14 protein-coding genes are annotated in these 14,921 nt (G+C 68.2%); 4 read left to right on the forward strand and 10 right to left on the reverse strand.

Annotated features, from left to right (window positions below; genetic code table 11):
• From JWP65_RS19275 to JWP65_RS19300, 6 genes are all read right to left on the reverse strand, one after another.
• Window positions 1–2,965, reverse strand: a 2,965-nt coding sequence (locus JWP65_RS19275) for an Hpt domain-containing protein (RefSeq protein WP_299766688.1), incomplete at its 3' end; no start/stop codon positions are given.
• Window positions 2,966–3,039: 74 nt separating this feature from the next.
• On the reverse strand, window positions 3,040–5,283 hold the full coding sequence (locus tag JWP65_RS19280; protein ID WP_299766689.1) for a methyl-accepting chemotaxis protein: 2,244 nt from the start codon (window positions 5,281–5,283) through the stop codon (window positions 3,040–3,042).
• Between the two features lie 19 nt (window positions 5,284–5,302).
• Complete coding sequence (locus tag JWP65_RS19285; RefSeq protein WP_299766691.1) at window positions 5,303–5,833, reverse strand: chemotaxis protein CheW; 531 nt, start codon at window positions 5,831–5,833, stop codon at window positions 5,303–5,305.
• A 24-nt stretch (window positions 5,834–5,857) separates the two neighbouring features.
• On the reverse strand, window positions 5,858–6,223 hold the full coding sequence (locus JWP65_RS19290) for a response regulator (RefSeq protein WP_299766693.1): 366 nt from the start codon (window positions 6,221–6,223) through the stop codon (window positions 5,858–5,860).
• Entirely contained in the window at window positions 6,223–6,636 is a 414-nt protein-coding gene (locus JWP65_RS19295; RefSeq protein ID WP_299766695.1) for a response regulator, read from the reverse strand. Before JWP65_RS19295 ends, JWP65_RS19290 begins: the two co-directional genes overlap by 1 nt.
• 51 nt (window positions 6,637–6,687) lie before the next feature.
• The gene (locus JWP65_RS19300; protein WP_299766697.1) at window positions 6,688–6,861 is read right to left on the reverse strand and encodes a rubredoxin; all 174 of its coding nucleotides are present in this window, start codon (window positions 6,859–6,861) and stop codon (window positions 6,688–6,690) included.
• A gap of 92 nt (window positions 6,862–6,953) precedes the next feature.
• Between JWP65_RS19300 and JWP65_RS19305 the strand changes: the two genes are divergently transcribed.
• Window positions 6,954–7,886, forward strand: coding sequence for a bifunctional hydroxymethylpyrimidine kinase/phosphomethylpyrimidine kinase (locus JWP65_RS19305; RefSeq protein WP_299766698.1), 933 nt, complete (start codon window positions 6,954–6,956; stop codon window positions 7,884–7,886).
• Window positions 7,887–8,035: 149 nt separating this feature from the next.
• Complete coding sequence (hemL, locus tag JWP65_RS19310; RefSeq protein ID WP_299766700.1) at window positions 8,036–9,334, forward strand: glutamate-1-semialdehyde 2,1-aminomutase; 1,299 nt, start codon at window positions 8,036–8,038, stop codon at window positions 9,332–9,334.
• A 92-nt stretch (window positions 9,335–9,426) separates the two neighbouring features.
• Here the strand turns inward: hemL and purH are convergent, their stop codons facing one another.
• Genes purH through dusB form a run of 3 tightly spaced genes read right to left on the reverse strand, consistent with a single transcriptional unit; the run spans window position 9,427 to window position 12,285 of the window.
• Window positions 9,427–10,998: a bifunctional phosphoribosylaminoimidazolecarboxamide formyltransferase/IMP cyclohydrolase gene (gene purH / locus JWP65_RS19315; RefSeq protein WP_299766702.1), complete on the reverse strand. Its 1,572-nt coding sequence runs from the start codon at window positions 10,996–10,998 to the stop codon at window positions 9,427–9,429.
• 10 nt (window positions 10,999–11,008) lie between these two features.
• Complete coding sequence (locus JWP65_RS19320; protein ID WP_299766704.1) at window positions 11,009–11,245, reverse strand: Fis family transcriptional regulator; 237 nt, start codon at window positions 11,243–11,245, stop codon at window positions 11,009–11,011.
• On the reverse strand, window positions 11,242–12,285 hold the full coding sequence (gene dusB, locus JWP65_RS19325) for a tRNA dihydrouridine synthase DusB (RefSeq protein ID WP_299766706.1): 1,044 nt from the start codon (window positions 12,283–12,285) through the stop codon (window positions 11,242–11,244). The genes JWP65_RS19320 and dusB overlap by 4 nt, the downstream gene beginning before the upstream one ends.
• A gap of 135 nt (window positions 12,286–12,420) precedes the next feature.
• On the opposite strand from dusB, the gene JWP65_RS19330 reads away from it, so the two are divergent.
• A complete protein-coding gene (locus JWP65_RS19330; RefSeq protein WP_299766707.1) occupies window positions 12,421–12,891 on the forward strand; it encodes a YqaA family protein in 471 nt (156 codons plus the stop codon).
• Window positions 12,892–13,537: 646 nt separating this feature from the next.
• On the opposite strand, the gene ychF is transcribed toward JWP65_RS19330, so the two are convergent.
• Entirely contained in the window at window positions 13,538–14,632 is a 1,095-nt protein-coding gene (ychF, locus tag JWP65_RS19335) for a redox-regulated ATPase YchF (protein WP_299766709.1), read from the reverse strand.
• A gap of 36 nt (window positions 14,633–14,668) precedes the next feature.
• Between ychF and JWP65_RS19340 the strand changes: the two genes are divergently transcribed.
• A partial coding sequence (locus tag JWP65_RS19340; RefSeq protein WP_299766711.1) for a hypothetical protein occupies window positions 14,669–14,921 on the forward strand: 253 nt, incomplete at its 3' end.

Raw genomic sequence — 14,921 nt, forward strand, 5'->3', positions numbered from 1 at the left:
CGGGCGCCGGCGTGGCCGGCGGCGGCGCCAGCGAGCTGAAGTCGAACGCCTCGATCTCCATGGCCGGCGGCGGCGCCGGTTGCTGCACCGGTGGCTCCGCGCGCGGCTGGATCAGCGTCGCGCCGAAGTCGATCACGGGCACAGCCCCTGGCGGTTCCTGCCTGGACATGACCAGCGTGGAAGCCAGGTCGGCGAACTCGGGCGGCAGCTCGTCGGCCGACAATTCGGCCGGCTCGGTGGCGGCGTCGCGTTCCGGTTCCGGTTCCGGTTCGGCCGCGGCGAAGTCCAGCACGAAGCCGGACAGCTGCGCCACGTCAGCCGCGATCGGGGGCGGCTCGGTGGCAGCCGCGTCCAGGGCAAAGCCCAGGTCCGGCAACTGCGGCACGGCCTGGACGACGGGCTCGGCAGCGGCGGCTGGCGGCGCGCCCAGCTCGAAGCTGAAATCGAAATCGAAATCTGCGAGCGCCTCGACGCTGGCCGGGGTCTCGACCGCTTGCGCCAGCTGCGGCACTTGCGGCAGCTGCGGCGCGGCCGTCGGCGTGACGATCTTCTCCAGCCGGTTCTCGGTGCGCATGGTGTCGGCCGGGCCGCGGAACATGCCGGCCTTCCAGGCGCCGTCGGTGTGCTGTGCGATGTCCTCGATCCACAGGCCGAAGGCCCGCAGCGCCTGCTTGCACAAGGTGCGCAGCGGCTCGGTGGAGGGCTTCTGGTCGGCCAGCAAGGTGTTCATCACCTGCTCGAGCGACCAGCCGGCTTCGCCGAACTCGTTCAGCCCGACCATCCGCGAGCTGCCCTTGAGGGTGTGGAAGGCGCGCCGCAGCGTCGTCAGCTCCGCCAGATTGCCCGGCTCGGCGTCCAGCACGGCCAGCGCGCCCAGGCCGGTGACCACCACCTCGCGTGCTTCCTCCAGGAAGATGTCGCGCAGATCGTCTTCCTCGAAGTCCTCTTGCGCCGTCGCGGCGGGCGCCGGCGTCGGCTGGCTGATGGCCGCCAGATTGTTCAGGGCCGCGGCCGCGCCGGCGTCGTCGTGCGCCGACACAGCCGCCGACGCTTCGCGCGCGGCGCTGGCCACTGCCTTGTTCTCGGCCAGCACCGCGTGCTTGGCCAGAGTGTCCAGGCGCGGCCCGAGTTCACCCATGCCCGACTCGCCCGCTTCGGCGACGACGTCGTTCAGTTCCTGCGCCAGTTCCGGCTCCTCGGTCGGCTCGACGGCGCGGCCCATCAGCGGGCGCAATTCACCCTGCAGATCGTCCCAGACGAACAGCTTCTTGGCCAGCGACGGCTGGTAGTTCAGCATGTCGATCAGGAAGCCGAGCGCACCCAGGTTGAGGCCCAGCTTCTCGAAGGTACCGGCGGCGCGCGCTTTTTCTTCGTCGACTTCGGTGGCGATGATGTCCTCGACGGTGTCGCGCATCCGCGCCACCGCCTGCGCGGCCTGGTCCAGGCCCAGCACCGACAGCACGCCGCGCATCTGCGCCAGGTAGTTCGGCGCCTCACGCAGCGCGCCCTTTTCGGCCGGGCTGCGAAAGAACTGGTCGAGCACCTTCTCGAGTTCGCCCAGCGTGCCGCGCAGCTCGCCGACCACGCTGCCCATGGTCTGACGGTCGCTCACGCGCCGGTACAGCTCCTCGACCCAGTGTTCCAGCGGCTGCGGCTGGCCACCGGCCACGACCTTGCCCAGGCGCTCGGCCAGGCGCGTGGTGCGCTCGGCCAGCTGGGCGTCGTTGGGGTCCAGATCCTGGAAGGCGGCTTCCAGATAGAGGACGGCGGTGGCGACTTCCATCGCCAGCTCGGGGCCGGGGATGCGGCCACCGCGCACCAGCGACTCCATCGCCGCGGCGACGGCCTGCGCCAGCGGCGCGGCGGGCGGGTAGAGCTTGACCAGGGTTTCGCAGACCGCCTGGAACTGCTCGGCCACGCTGCGCAGCTTGTGGGCGTCGCCACCGGCCAGCGCGGACCAGGTTTCCTTGGCGGCGCCGATGCGCTTGCGCAGCTGGGACAGCAGCACCGGATCGAAACGGCCGAACGGGCTGGTCGCGTAGTCGACCGGCTTCGTCTTGGCCAGGCCGTAACCCTGTCGCACCGCCGCCAGCGCCGGGCCGTCGGTGGGACGCGCGGGCAGCGCCTGGGCGCAAAAGAAGACGAGGTCTTGCGCCAGCCGGTCGGACACGCCGGCGTCGCCCTTGGCCAGCGATGCGTATTGCAGCAGCACGCGCGAGGCGGCCCGCTTGACGTAGATGTCGGCCGGCAGCAGGCCGAGCGACACCGCTTCGAAATAGCCGGCGGCGATGCGCCAGAAGGTCTTGGGCTGGCGCGCCGCCTGGCCGGCGCCCAGGCCGAGGGCGATTTCCGCCAGTTCCCGGCCGGCGGCCGCATCGGCGGTCTTGACGATCTTGAGCACGGCCGTGTCCAGGCGGCCGCGCACGGCCGGCTCGTACATCAGTGTGCGGGCGACGGCGGGGCTTTGCAGCTCGAGCCAGCGAAAGTCCAGCGACCACAGGTCGGCCGGGTGCACGCGGTCGGCCCCGCTCAGCTCCTGCACGTCCTTGTATTGCGGAAACAGGTGCAGCGGGGAGACGGACTTGCCGGCCAGCAGCGCCTCCAGGAATTCGGCCAGCGCGAAGCCGGCCCGCTCCACCTTGGCGGCGGCGGCTTCGGTGCACAGCTCGGGCCGCTCGATGAACTTCTGCACCGCGCCTTCCATGCTGCGCAGCATGTGGGCGGGCGCGGCCATGCCGACCATCTCCAGCGCGCCGACGGCCTGGTGCATGTGCTGGCGGGCGATGCGTAACTGGCCGGCGTCGACCGACGCCATGTCCTGGCCGCGCGCCATGGCGGCGTCGCGCACGAAGCGGCGCAGCGCGGACGAGGCGGATTCGAGCGACTTGCGCAGCTCGTCCAGGACCCAGGCCAGCGGGCCCAGGTCATTGCTCGCCAGATCGTGGTCTTGGGCTGCTGCTTCCATTTACTTTTCCGTCAGGTGACGCGCTGGCCGCTCGGCCCCGCGGGGGCGCTGGGGCCTTTGGGGCGTCGCTTGCATTACGCGATCTTGAATCGGGACACCGACTGCCGCAGCTCTTCGGCCATGCGGGTCAGCTCGCGCACCTGCTGCGCGGTCGAGCGCGTGCCCTCGCCGGTCTGTTCGGTCACCGCGAAGATGTGCTGGATGTTGCCGGCCACCACGTTGGCGGACTCGGCTTCGCGCGAGGTCGAGGTGGCGATCTGCTCGATCAGCTCGGCCAGGCGGCGCGACACCTGGTCGATCTCGGTCAGCGCGGTGCCGGCGTTGTCGGACAGCTTGGCCCCTTCCACCACGCCCTGCGTCGAGCGTTCCATGGCGGCCACCGCATCCTGGGTGTCGGTCTGAATGGCCTTGACCAGCGCCGAAATCTGGCGCGTCGCGTCGGCCGACCGCTCGGCCAGCCGCTGCACTTCTTCCGCCACCACCGAGAAGCCGCGCCCGGCTTCACCGGCCGACGCGGCCTGGATGGCGGCGTTCAGCGCCAGCACGTTGGTCTGTTCGGTAATGTCGGAAATCAGCTCGGTGATTTCGCCGATCTCCTGCGACGACTCGCCCAGCCGCTTGATGCGCTTGGAGGTTTCCTGGATCTGGTCGCGGATGCCGTTCATGCCGCCGATGGCGTTCTGCACGGCCTGCAGGCCCGACTCGGCGGCCTTGAGCGATTGCCGGGCGACCTGGGCCGACTCCTGCGCCTGGCCGGACACCGAGTTGATGCGGCCGGCCATGTCGAGCACCGACTGGCCGGTTTCACGAATCTCGCGCAGCTGCTCGGTGGAGGCGGCCAGCAGCTCGGTGGAGGTGGACTCCACCTGCGCCGTCGTCTGCGCCACCCGGGTCGCCGTGTTCTGCACGTTGCCCACCAGCTGGCGCAGCTCTTCCACCGTGTAGTTCACCGAGTCGGCGATGGCGCCGGTGATGTCTTCCGTCACGGTTGCTTCCTGCGTCAGGTCGCCTTCGGCCACCGATTGCAGTTCGTTCATCAGCCGCAAAATGGCCGCCTGGTTGGCGTCGTTCACGCGCTTGGCTTCCTGCTCCTGGCGCTCGGCTTCTTGGCGCTGCGCTTCAGCGCGCTGCTGGCGGCCGCGGCTGTCCTGCAGCTGCACGAAGGCCAGGCCGAAGGCGCAGGCCACGGCGAACAGGGCGGCGCCGATCAGGGTGATCAGCGGCCCGGCGCCCAGGCCGGTCTGGGCCGACAGCTTGCCTTGCAGTTCTTCCATCGTGCGGCGCAGCGGTTCGCTGTCCTGGATGATGGAGGCTTGCGCTTCACGGGCCGACACCAGGCCTTGCAGGTTGCCCAGGATGGCGCCGGCCTGCGTGCGGGTCTGTTCGTACAGCTTGAGCAGCGCGTCCAGGCGCTCGCGGGTCTGTTCGTCCTTGGAGGCGGCCAGCCGCAGTTCCGGGCTGCCGTTCAACAGGCCTTCGGCGATTTCCTTGAACGAGTTCAAGTCCTTGCCCAAGAGGAACACGGCTTCCGGCGACACGCCTTCCATGGTCAGGAATTCGTTGGCCGACTTGCCGATCCGCTGGGTCAGCATCACGAGTTGGCCGGCGGCCGAGATCTCGGCCGGGGTGGCGTTCTGCTGCAGCTTGAGCGACGATACCGTCTCGGCGATCTCCAGCAGGTCGGACGACTGGCGGTTGATGGTGCGCAGCGCGGCGCCCACCTGCGTCAGGATCTTCTGCTGCGCCATCACGGTGGCGGCGTTCTTCTCGGCGCGCTCCATCAGCGGCATGATCTTGTCCAGGTCGGGGTGCAGGTCCGCCGGCAGCGCGGTCAGGCGCTCGTCGCCGTCCCGCAGGCCGCGCAGCGTCCTGGCCAGCACGTCGGCCGACTCCTTGACGTCCGGGAAGGCCTGGGGGCTGCCGATCAGCGCCTGCGACACCGACTTGGCCAGCCGCTGCGACTGCATCAGCGAGTTGCCGGTGCCGGCCACCTGCTGGGCGACCTGGTCGGCCTGGCGCACGGCAAAGAAAGCCACGGCGCCCAACACCACGAGTGCCAGCGACACCAGGGTCAGCAGGATGCGCTGGTGGGTGACGGCGGTGCGGCGGCCCAGGAACGGGACCGTGATCAGTTCCTGCTCGTCGACCTCGTCCATCTCGATCGAATCGACGCTGTCCGGATCGAGCGGATCGACGCCCTGGGTGCTGCCCGCTTCGATGCCCGCCGTGTGCCCGAGGCTCAGGTCCTGGGTGACGGAGGGATCCGCTTCGCGGCTTTTCTTGGCGAAGATGTTTTTCAGTGAATCTGCGACGGACATGATGCGACCTCGGATGGGACTAAGCGCTGATGCTCAGGAACTGCGGTTGTTGCGACAGCGCCTGAAGGTTGATTTCCTGCCAGTACGCGCCGATGGCATCGGTGTAGCCGCTGCCGAAGTAGTCCGGCGAGCCTTCGGGGGCGGCACAGGACGAGGTGAACGACTCCATGCCGCGCAGGCCGGCGAGCCGGTCGATCAGCAGGGCGCAATTGATCTCGAGCAGCGCGTTGAGCGCGACCAGCCGGCTTTCGGCGCGGCCGGCGTCGGAGCGCTGCAGCGGGGCCTGGCCGCCGACGTAGCTGGCCAGGTCCACCACGCCGTACAGGCCGCCGCGCAGGTTCGACACCCCGAGAAACCAGTGCCGCGTGTAGGGCACCGGCTGGGTGGCGGCATACGGGAAGATCTCGCCCGACTGGGTCAGCGGGAACAGGTACCTGGTGCCGGCCGCCTCGACGGCCAGCCAGGCGGACTGCACGCCCTCGGTGCGAGCCGCCTGCAGTCGGCTCGCCAGCCGGCTTTGCAGCTCGCGAAGGGCTTCACGGTTGGCCATGGCTTCAGGACTGCGATGCGCCGATCAGCCCAGGGCCTTGATCTTGGCCATGAGTTCGTCGGCGTCCACCGGTTTGGTGATGTAGTCGCGCGCGCCCTGGCGCATGCCCCAGACGCGGTCGGTTTCCTGGTTCTTGCTGGTGCACATGATGATCGGCACGTCCGCATACAGCGGATCGCGCGAGATCGCGCGCGTCAGCTGGAAGCCGTTCTGGCCGGGCATCACGACGTCCATCAGGATCAGGTCGGGCTTTTCCTCGGCCAGCCGGCGGAACGCGTCGTCGGCGCCCTCGGCGGTCTTCACGGCGAAGCCGTTCTTTTGCAGCAGATCCGTCATGAACATCAGTTCCGTCTTCGAATCGTCCACCACAAGCACTTTGCGGATGGCCATCAGATCTCTCCTGTTTTTGCACTGCCGAACTGCTGCACGGTTTGCAGCAGCTGGTCTTTGGTAAAGGGTTTGGTCAGGTAGTCCTGCGAGCCGACCATGCGGCCGCGGGCCTTGTCGAACACGCCATCCTTGGAAGACAGCATGACCACCGGAACGGAGGAGAACTTCGCGTTGCGCTTGATGATGGCGCAGGTCTGGTACCCGTCGAGCCGCGGCATCAGGATGTCGCAGAAGATCAGGTTCGGCTGGTAGTCGTTGACTTTCGACAGCGCATCGAAGCCATCCTCGGCCAGCATGACCTCGTGGCCGCCCTGCTTCAGGAAGATCTCCGCACTGCGCCGGATCGTATTGCTGTCATCGATCACCAGCACCTTCAATCCAGTGGTGCTCACTTGACGCTGCTCCTCGTTCATTGCTGCTTCTTTGGGGGCGGCATCGCTTGGACAGTCCCGATGCCGCGCTGGTCAGATCTGGACCATCTCGAAGTCTTCCTTGCGGGCCCCGCACTCGGGGCAGGTCCAGTTCATCGGCACCTGGTCCCACGCAGTTCCGGGGGCGATGCCATGTTCCGGGGAACCGGCGGATTCGTCGTAAATCCAGCCGCAAATCAGACACATCCACGTTTTTGCTTCAGTCACAGCTTAAAGGGCCTTGGAATAGAATGCAACGATTGTATCGGGGGCATTTCCCTACGTTTTCATTGGGAGAGCGCCGACAAGATACGGGGCCCATGACTAATTCCACACCTATCGTTGCGACCCCTTCCGGGCAGGAGGAGAGCGTGGAGTCGGGCCCGCCCTGCGTGCTCGTGTTCAACGCCAGCGACCCCAGCGGCGCCGGCGGACTGGCCGCCGACATCACCGCCATTGCATCGGTCGGCGCGCATCCGCTTCCCATCGTCACCGGCGCCTACGTGCGCGACACCGCGGAGGTGTTCGACCATTTCCCCTTCGACGAAGACGCTGTCGCCGAACAGGCCCGCGCGATCCTCGAGGACGTTCCGGTGCAGGTGATCAAGGTCGGATTCGTGGGCAGTCCCGAGAACCTGAGCACCATCGCGGAGATCGCGACCGACTATCCGGACGTGCCGCTGATTGCCTACATGCCGTCGCTCTCGTGGTGGGACGAAGGCCCCACCGACCTGTACGAAGACGCGTTTCGCGAACTGCTTTTGCCGCAGACCACGGTGTTGGTTGGAAACCACAGCACCTTGTGGCGCTGGCTGTTGCCGGAGTGGAACAACGAGCGCAGCCCCACCGCGCGCGACCTGGCCAAGGCCGCCGCGGAAATGGGCGTGCCCTACACGCTGGTCACCGGCGTGCCGCTGCCCGAGCAGTTCATCGACAACGTGCTGGCCACGCCACAGGCGGTGCTGGCCAGCGAGAAGTTCGAGCGTTTCGACGCCGGCTTCGCCGGCGCCGGCGACACGCTCTCGGGCGCGCTCGCCGCGCTGCTGGCCGGCGGCGCCGACCTGCCGAGCGCCGCCACCGAAGCCCTGGCCTACCTGGACCGCTGCCTGGACGGAGGCTTTCGCCCCGGCATGGGCCACGTGGTGCCGGACCGATTGTTCTGGGCCCAGCCCGACGACGATGAAGATGACGAGGCGGACGCCGCACCCGGCCTGCCCGCCTTCGACTTGCCTTCCCATGAAACCAAGCACTGAAAACAGGCCCACCCCCGAAGCGCCTGCGGTGCCCTCCCCTCTGGAGCATCCCGGAAAACCGCCAGGCGATTTCCCGGGGACCCGGCGCGGGGGCGCCACCAGCGGCCCGGCAAAGCCGGATCCGCGGTGGCACGCGCAAAGACAACACCATGCCCACTGACAAGAATCTGGAACTGTTCGAGCGCGCCCGCGCGCTGATCCCCGGCGGCGTCAATTCGCCGGTGCGCGCCTTTCGCGCCGTCGGCGGCACCCCGCGCTTCGTTCAGCGCGCGCAGGGCGCCTACTTCTGGGACGCCAACGGCGCCCGCCACATCGACTACATCGGCTCCTGGGGTCCCATGATCCTGGGCCACGGCCATCCGCGGGTGCTGGAGGCGGTGCAGGCGGCGGCGCTGGACGGCTTCTCGTTCGGCGCACCGACCGAGCGCGAGGTCGAACTGGCCGAGGAGATCGTGCGCCACCTGCCCTCGGTGGAGATGGTGCGGCTGGTCAGCTCCGGCACCGAGGCGGCGATGAGCGCGATCCGGCTGGCGCGCGGCGCCACCGGCCGCAGCATGATCATCAAGTTCGAGGGCTGCTACCACGGCCACGCCGACGCGCTGCTGGTCAAGGCCGGCTCGGGCCTGGCCACCTTCGGCCACCCGACCAGCGCCGGCGTGCCGCCCGAGGTGGTGCAGCACACGCTGGTCCTCGAGTACAACAACCTGGCGCAGCTCGACGAAGCCTTCGCCCGGCACGGGGCCGCTGTGGCCTGCCTGATCATCGAGCCGATCGCCGGCAACATGAACTTCGTGCGCGCCAGCCGCGAGTTCATGCAGCGCTGTCGCGAGCTGTGCACGCAGCATGGCGCGCTGCTGGTGTTCGACGAGGTGATGACCGGCTTTCGCGTCGCGCTGGGTGGCGCGCAAGCCGTTTATGCCAAGCAGATCCCCGGCTTCGCGCCCGACATCACCGTGCTGGGCAAGGTGATCGGCGGGGGCATGCCGCTGGCGGCCTTCGGCGGCCCGCGCGCCATCATGGAGCAGCTGGCGCCGCTGGGCCCGGTCTACCAGGCCGGCACGCTCTCGGGCAACCCGGTGGCCACGGCCTGCGGGCTGGCGACGCTGCGCGAGATCGCCCAGCCCGGCTTCTACGAGGCCCTGGCCGCGCGCACCCGCGGGCTGGTCGACGGCCTGGCGGCGGCCGCCAGGGACGCTGGCGTGCCGTTCGCGGGCGATTGCGAAGGCGGCATGTTCGGCTTCTTCCTGCTGCCGCAGCTGCCGCACAACTACCCCCAGGTGATGCAAAGCGATGCGCCGAAATTCGGCCGGCTGTTCCACGGCCTGCTCGATCGCGGCGTCTACATCGCGCCGGCGCTGTACGAGGCCGGCTTCGTGAGCTCGGCGCACAGCGACGAGGACATCGCGCAGACGGTGCAGGCGGCGCGGGAAGTGTTCGCTAGCCTGTAAGACCCGTCATCGCGGGCTGCTGCGGGATCCATGCCGCATGTGCGCGAGCGCGGCTTCGATTGCGGATCGAGCCCGCAACGACAAGGTCGGGATCAGTGCCGGAAGTGCCGCACGCCGCTGAACACCATCGCCACCTCACGCTCGTCGGCCGCCGCGATCACCTCGCCATCGCGCATGCTGCCGCCCGGCTGGATCACGCAGCTGGCGCCGGCATCCACCACCACGTCGAGCCCGTCGCGGAACGGGAAGAAGGCATCGCTGGCCACCACCGTGCCGCGCAGGCTCAGACCCGCGTGCTTGGCCTTGATGCTGGCGATGCGGGCCGAGTCGAGCCGGCTCATCTGGCCGGCGCCCACGCCCATTGTCATGCCGTCTTTGCAAAACACGATGGCGTTCGACTTGACGTACTTGGCCACGGTCCAGGCGAACAGCAGGTCTTGCAGCTCCTGCAGCGTGGGCTGCTTCTTCGTCACCACCTTCAGGTCGGCCAGCGCCAGCTCGTGGTTGTCCGCGGTCTGCATCAGCAGGCCCGAGCCGATGCGCTTGATGTCCATCAGGTTGCGGCCCTGCTCCCAGGGCCGCTCGCCGCCCGGCGGCAGCGCGATCTGCAGCAGCCGCACGTTGGCCTTGGCCTTGAACACTTCCAGCGCCTCGTCGGTGAACGCCGGCGCCATCAGCACCTCGACGAACTGCTTGGCGACGATCTGCGCTGCCTTGCCGTCCAGGGTGCAGTTGAAGGCGATGATGCCGCCGAAGGCCGAGGTCGGGTCGGTCTGGAGGGCCTTGGCATAGGCCGACAGCGCGTCGGCGCCCAGCGCCACGCCACAAGGGTTGGCGTGCTTGACGATGACGCAGGCCGGGCCTTCGAAGCTCTTGACGCATTCCCACGCCGCATCGGCGTCGGCGATGTTGTTGTACGAGAGTTCCTTGCCCTGCACCTGGCGCGCCGTCACCAGCGAGCCGGGCGCGGGGTACAGGTCGCGGTAGAACGCGGCCTGCTGGTGCGGGTTCTCGCCGTAGCGCAGATCCTGCAGCTTGACGAAGCGGCCGTTGGCCTGGCCGGCGAACAGCGAGCGCGAGCCATCCTCCTGCAGGCTGGACAGGTGGTCGCTGATCGCCGCGTCGTAGTTGCTGATGCGATTGAAGGCAGCCACGGCCAGCGCGAAGCGGGTCTTGTCCGAGAGCTTGCCGCAAGCCTTCAGTTCGGCCAGCACCGGCTGGTACTGCGACGCATCCGTCAGCACCGCCACGTCTTTCCAGTTCTTGGCGGCGCTGCGCACCATCGCCGGCCCGCCGATGTCGATGTTCTCGATCGCGTCCTCCAGCGTGCAGCCGGGCCTGGCCACCGTCGCCTCGAACGGATAGAGGTTCACCACCAGGATGTCGATGGTGGCGATGCCATGTTCCTTCAGCGCCGCCATGTGCTCGGGCACGTCGCGCCGCGCCAGCAGGCCGCCGTGCACCATCGGGTGCAGCGTCTTCACCCGGCCATCGAGCATCTCGGGAAAGCCGGTGACCTCGGCCACCTCGGTCACGGGCAAGCCTTGCTCGGCGAGCAGTTTCGCCGTGCCGCCAGTGGAGACCAGCCGCACGCCCTGCGCGTGCAGGGCCTGGGCCAGTTCGGCGATGCCGGTCTTGTCGGAAACGGAAATCAGTGCGTTCATTGGTTCCTCCTCACTTGAGGAGCTTGTGTTCGATCAGTTTCTTGCGCAGCGTGTTGCGGTTCAGCCCCAGCCATTCGGCGGCGCGCGACTGGTTGTTGTCGGCCTTGGCCATCACCACCTCCAGCAGCGGCTTTTCCACCACCTTGACCAGCATCTCGTACATGCCGTCGGGTTCGGTTCCGCGCAGGTCGCGGAAGTAGCCTTCCAGGCTGGTGCGCACGCAGTCTTCTATGTGTCTTTTGCTCATGCGTCGCTCTCGGCAAGATCTTCCCGGGGCGTGCATGCCGGCGCCACGGGCAACCGGTCCATGCTCGCGCCCAGCGCCTCGAAAAATTGCGCCACCGCGGCCAGCTGGGTGGCGCTGTCCTCGATGCGGTTCATCCCTTCGCGAAAGGCCACGCCGCCCGGCAGCGCCTTCACGTACCAGCCGATGTGCTTGCGCGCGCTGCGCACGCCGGTGAATTCGCCGTACAGCGCGTAGTGGTCCTGCAGGTGCGCCAGCAGTGCCCGCCGCACCTCGGCCACCAGCGGCGGCGCCAGCTCGGTGCCGGTGGCCAGAAAGTGCACGATCTCGCGCAGGATCCAGGGCCGGCCCTGGGCCGCCCGGCCCACCATGACGGCGTCGGCGCCGGTTGCCGCCAGCACGTCGCGCGCCTTTTGCGGCGTCGTGATGTCGCCATTGGCCACCACCGGAATACGCACCGCGGCCTTCACTGCAGCGATGGTCTCGTATTCGGCGTGGCCGCCGTAGCCTTGCTCGCGGGTGCGGCCGTGCACCGTCAGCATCCGGATGCCGGCGCATTCGAAGGCGCGCGCCAGCGCCAGCGCATTGCGGTTCGATTGCGACCAGCCGGTGCGCATCTTCAGCGTGACCGGCACGCCGTGCGGCTCGCAGGCCCGCACCACCGCCTGCACGATGGCCAGCGCCAGCGGCTCGTCCTGCATCAGCGCCGAGCCGGCCCACTTGTTGCAGACCTTCTTGGCCGGGCAGCCCATGTTGATGTCGATGATCTGGGCGCCGCGCTCCACGTTGTACGCGGCGGCCTCGGCCATCATCTGCGCGTCGGTGCCGGCGATCTGCACGGCGACCGGGCCGGGCTCGCCGGCGTGGTCGGCGCGGCGCGAGGTCTTGAGCGTGTTCCACAGCTCGCGCCGCGAGCTGACCATCTCGCTGACGGCGTAGCCGGCGCCGAAGCTGCGGCACAACTGGCGAAACGGCCGGTCGGTCACGCCCGCCATCGGCGCCACGAACACATTGTTCGCGAGGAGGTAAGGGCCGATCTGCATGCGCGGGAGGGATGGAAGGAAGCTGCCGAAAAAAGAGGCACGATTGTAGGCCCCCGCGATTTCAGGGCTTGAAAAAGAAGATTTTGCGCCTGCGCCTACAGCCCGGCTGGCCGGCGTCGCTTACCATCCGCGCCGATGCAAGCCTGGATGGATTCGATGCTGGCCCTGCTGGCCCTGCCCGAGTACGGCTTGTCCACGCTCTTCATCGCCTCCTTCATTTCGGCCACGCTGCTGCCCATCGGCTCGGAGCCGGCGCTGTTCGGCCTGCTCAAGCTCAACCCCGACATCTTCTGGAGCGCCGTGCTGATCGCCACGGCCGGCAACACGCTGGGCGGCATGCTGGACTGGTGGCTGGGTTACGGCGCGCACGAGGTGACCGAGAAGTACCACCACTCGAAACACCACATGAAGGCGCTCGACTTCCTGGAGCGGCTGGGGCCCAAGGCCTGCCTGCTGGCATGGCTGCCGATCGTGGGCGACCCGCTGTGCGCGGTGGCCGGCTGGCTGCGCATGCCGTTCTGGCCCTGCGCGGGCTACATGCTGGTCGGCAAGTTCCTGCGCTACCTGATGATGACCTCGGTGCTGCTGCACTTCTTTCCGCATTAGCGCGCAGCCTGCTGGAACAGGTGGTCGTCCAGCAACATGGCGGCAAGCTCGCGGTACAGCAGCTCGTACCGGCTCATGGCCATCGGGATCGCCTGGACGCCAAGCAAGATGGTCGTCCATTCGGCGCGGGCAGTGAACTCCCGTTCATGGACCTTCGCGCCGCAGCGCGTGACCACCAATCGCGCAGCGGCGCGACCCCGCAGCCGGCAAGAGCCAGCAACGCCACGGCCGCTCGTTCCAGAACCAATCACAAGCCCAGGCCGGCGCAGGATTGCGGCGAGCCGCGTGGCGTCGTTCAGGCGGTCCAGCCCACCGCGGACGGCCGCCGGGCCGCCCTAGGCCGGCCAGGCGGCTGCCAATCCGAGCGCAACCAGCAAGCCGCACAGGACCAGCTCATAGGCGCGCAGGATGCGCCGGCGCCAGCGCAGGGACAGGTGGAAAGGACTGGAAGTCATGGGCGCCAGCTTAGGCAGCGCGCAATTGGCTTGCAGTGAAACGCCGCACACCATTTCGGCGCGCCACGTCGCCGGCCGACGGACCACGCGAAATAACATGCAGCGTGGTTCGCCATGCGATGAAGCCCGGCTTTGCCGGGCTTCATCGCACTGACCAGAGCACTTGAAAGTCGCCCGCGACTTTTCAAGTGTCAAACATTGAACAGGAAGTTCATCACGTCGCCATCCTTGACGACGTACTCCTTGCCTTCGCTGCGCATCTTGCCCGCGTCCTTGGCGCCCTGCTCGCCCTTGAAGCCGATGAAGTCGTCGAAGGCGATGGTCTGCGCGCGGATGAAGCCGCGCTCGAAGTCGGTATGGATCACCCCCGCCGCCTGCGGCGCCGTGGCGCCGATGGCCACCGTCCAGGCGCGCACTTCCTTGACGCCGGCGGTGAAGTAGGTCTGCAGCCCCAGGAGCTTGAAGGCCGCGCGGATCAGGCGGGCCAGGCCGGGCTCGGCCTGGCCGATTTCCTCCAGGAAGACCTGCTTGTCGGCATCGTCCATCTCGGCGATCTCCGACTCGATCTTGGCGCAGATCACCACCACCGGCGCCTTTTGCAACTCGGCGTACGCGCGCAGCCGGTCCAGGTGCGGGTTGTTCTCGAAGCCGCCTTCGTCCACGTTGGCCACGAACATCGCCGGCTTGGCGGTGATCAGGCACAGCGGCTTGATCAGTTCGCGATGGTCGTCGCTCAGCGCCAGGCTGCGCACCGGGCGCGCCTCGTTCAGCGCCGCCTGCACCTTGGGCAGCAGCGCCATCATCTTGATGGCTTCCTTGTCGCTGCCGGCCCGGGCCACCTTGCCGTAGCGGTGCAGCGCCTTGTCCACCGTGCCCAGGTCGGCCAGGCACAGCTCGGTCTGGATCACCTCGATGTCGGACACCGGGTCAACCCGGCCCGCCACGTGGATCACGTTCTCGTCCTCGAAGCAGCGCACCACGTTGACGATGGCGTCCGTCTCCCGGATATGGGCCAGGAACTGGTTGCCCAGGCCCTCGCCCTTGCTGGCGCCGGCGACCAGACCGGCGATGTCGACAAACTCGACGATGGCTGGCACGATGCGCTCGGGCTTGACGATCTCCGACAGGGCGGCCAATCGCGGGTCGGGCAATTCCACCACGCCCACATTGGGCTCGATGGTGCAGAAAGGATAGTTTTCGGCGGCAATCCCCGCCTTGGTCAAGGCGTTGAACAAGGTGGATTTGCCAACGTTGGGCAAGCCCACGATCCCGCACTTCAAACTCATGTCAGTCCCCGAAAATCCAACCCGAAAGTGTATGCGATGGCTCGCAGGCACGTCGCGCGGTTGGGAGATGGCCGCATTCGTGCTGCTGGGACTGGCCGCCGCGACCGCTTTGCCGGCCCGCGCCGAGCCCTGCCGCCAGCGCCGCCGGCCGTCGCTCTGCGCGATGCGCCGGGCACGGTGGACACGCGGCCGCCGGCGCGGGCCTGGATCGACAGCCAGGGCACGGCCACCATCGCAGAGCTGACCGATGCCGAGGGCCTGCAGCGCTTCGACACGGCGCCGGCCGACA

This window comes from Ramlibacter sp., from assembly GCF_028292805.1.
Classification (GTDB): domain Bacteria; phylum Pseudomonadota; class Gammaproteobacteria; order Burkholderiales; family Burkholderiaceae_C; genus Ramlibacter.

What these genes read in the sequence shown, in the direction of transcription:
- JWP65_RS19290 (WP_299766693.1), bottom strand. Translation starts at nt 6,223, where the DNA reads ATGGCCATCCGCAAAGTGCTTGTGGTGGACGATTCGAAGACGGAACTG.
- purH (WP_299766702.1), bottom strand. Translation starts at nt 10,998, where the DNA reads ATGAACGCACTGATTTCCGTTTCCGACAAGACCGGCATCGCCGAACTG.
- JWP65_RS19330 (WP_299766707.1), top strand. Translation starts at nt 12,421, where the DNA reads ATGCAAGCCTGGATGGATTCGATGCTGGCCCTGCTGGCCCTGCCCGAG.
- JWP65_RS19320 (WP_299766704.1), bottom strand. Translation starts at nt 11,245, where the DNA reads ATGAGCAAAAGACACATAGAAGACTGCGTGCGCACCAGCCTGGAAGGC.
- JWP65_RS19305 (WP_299766698.1), top strand. Translation starts at nt 6,954, where the DNA reads ATGACTAATTCCACACCTATCGTTGCGACCCCTTCCGGGCAGGAGGAG.
- dusB (WP_299766706.1), bottom strand. Translation starts at nt 12,285, where the DNA reads ATGCAGATCGGCCCTTACCTCCTCGCGAACAATGTGTTCGTGGCGCCG.
- JWP65_RS19280 (WP_299766689.1), bottom strand. Translation starts at nt 5,283, where the DNA reads ATGTCCGTCGCAGATTCACTGAAAAACATCTTCGCCAAGAAAAGCCGC.
- hemL (WP_299766700.1), top strand. Translation starts at nt 8,036, where the DNA reads ATGCCCACTGACAAGAATCTGGAACTGTTCGAGCGCGCCCGCGCGCTG.
- JWP65_RS19285 (WP_299766691.1), bottom strand. Translation starts at nt 5,833, where the DNA reads ATGGCCAACCGTGAAGCCCTTCGCGAGCTGCAAAGCCGGCTGGCGAGC.
- ychF (WP_299766709.1), bottom strand. Translation starts at nt 14,632, where the DNA reads ATGAGTTTGAAGTGCGGGATCGTGGGCTTGCCCAACGTTGGCAAATCC.
- JWP65_RS19295 (WP_299766695.1), bottom strand. Translation starts at nt 6,636, where the DNA reads ATGAACGAGGAGCAGCGTCAAGTGAGCACCACTGGATTGAAGGTGCTG.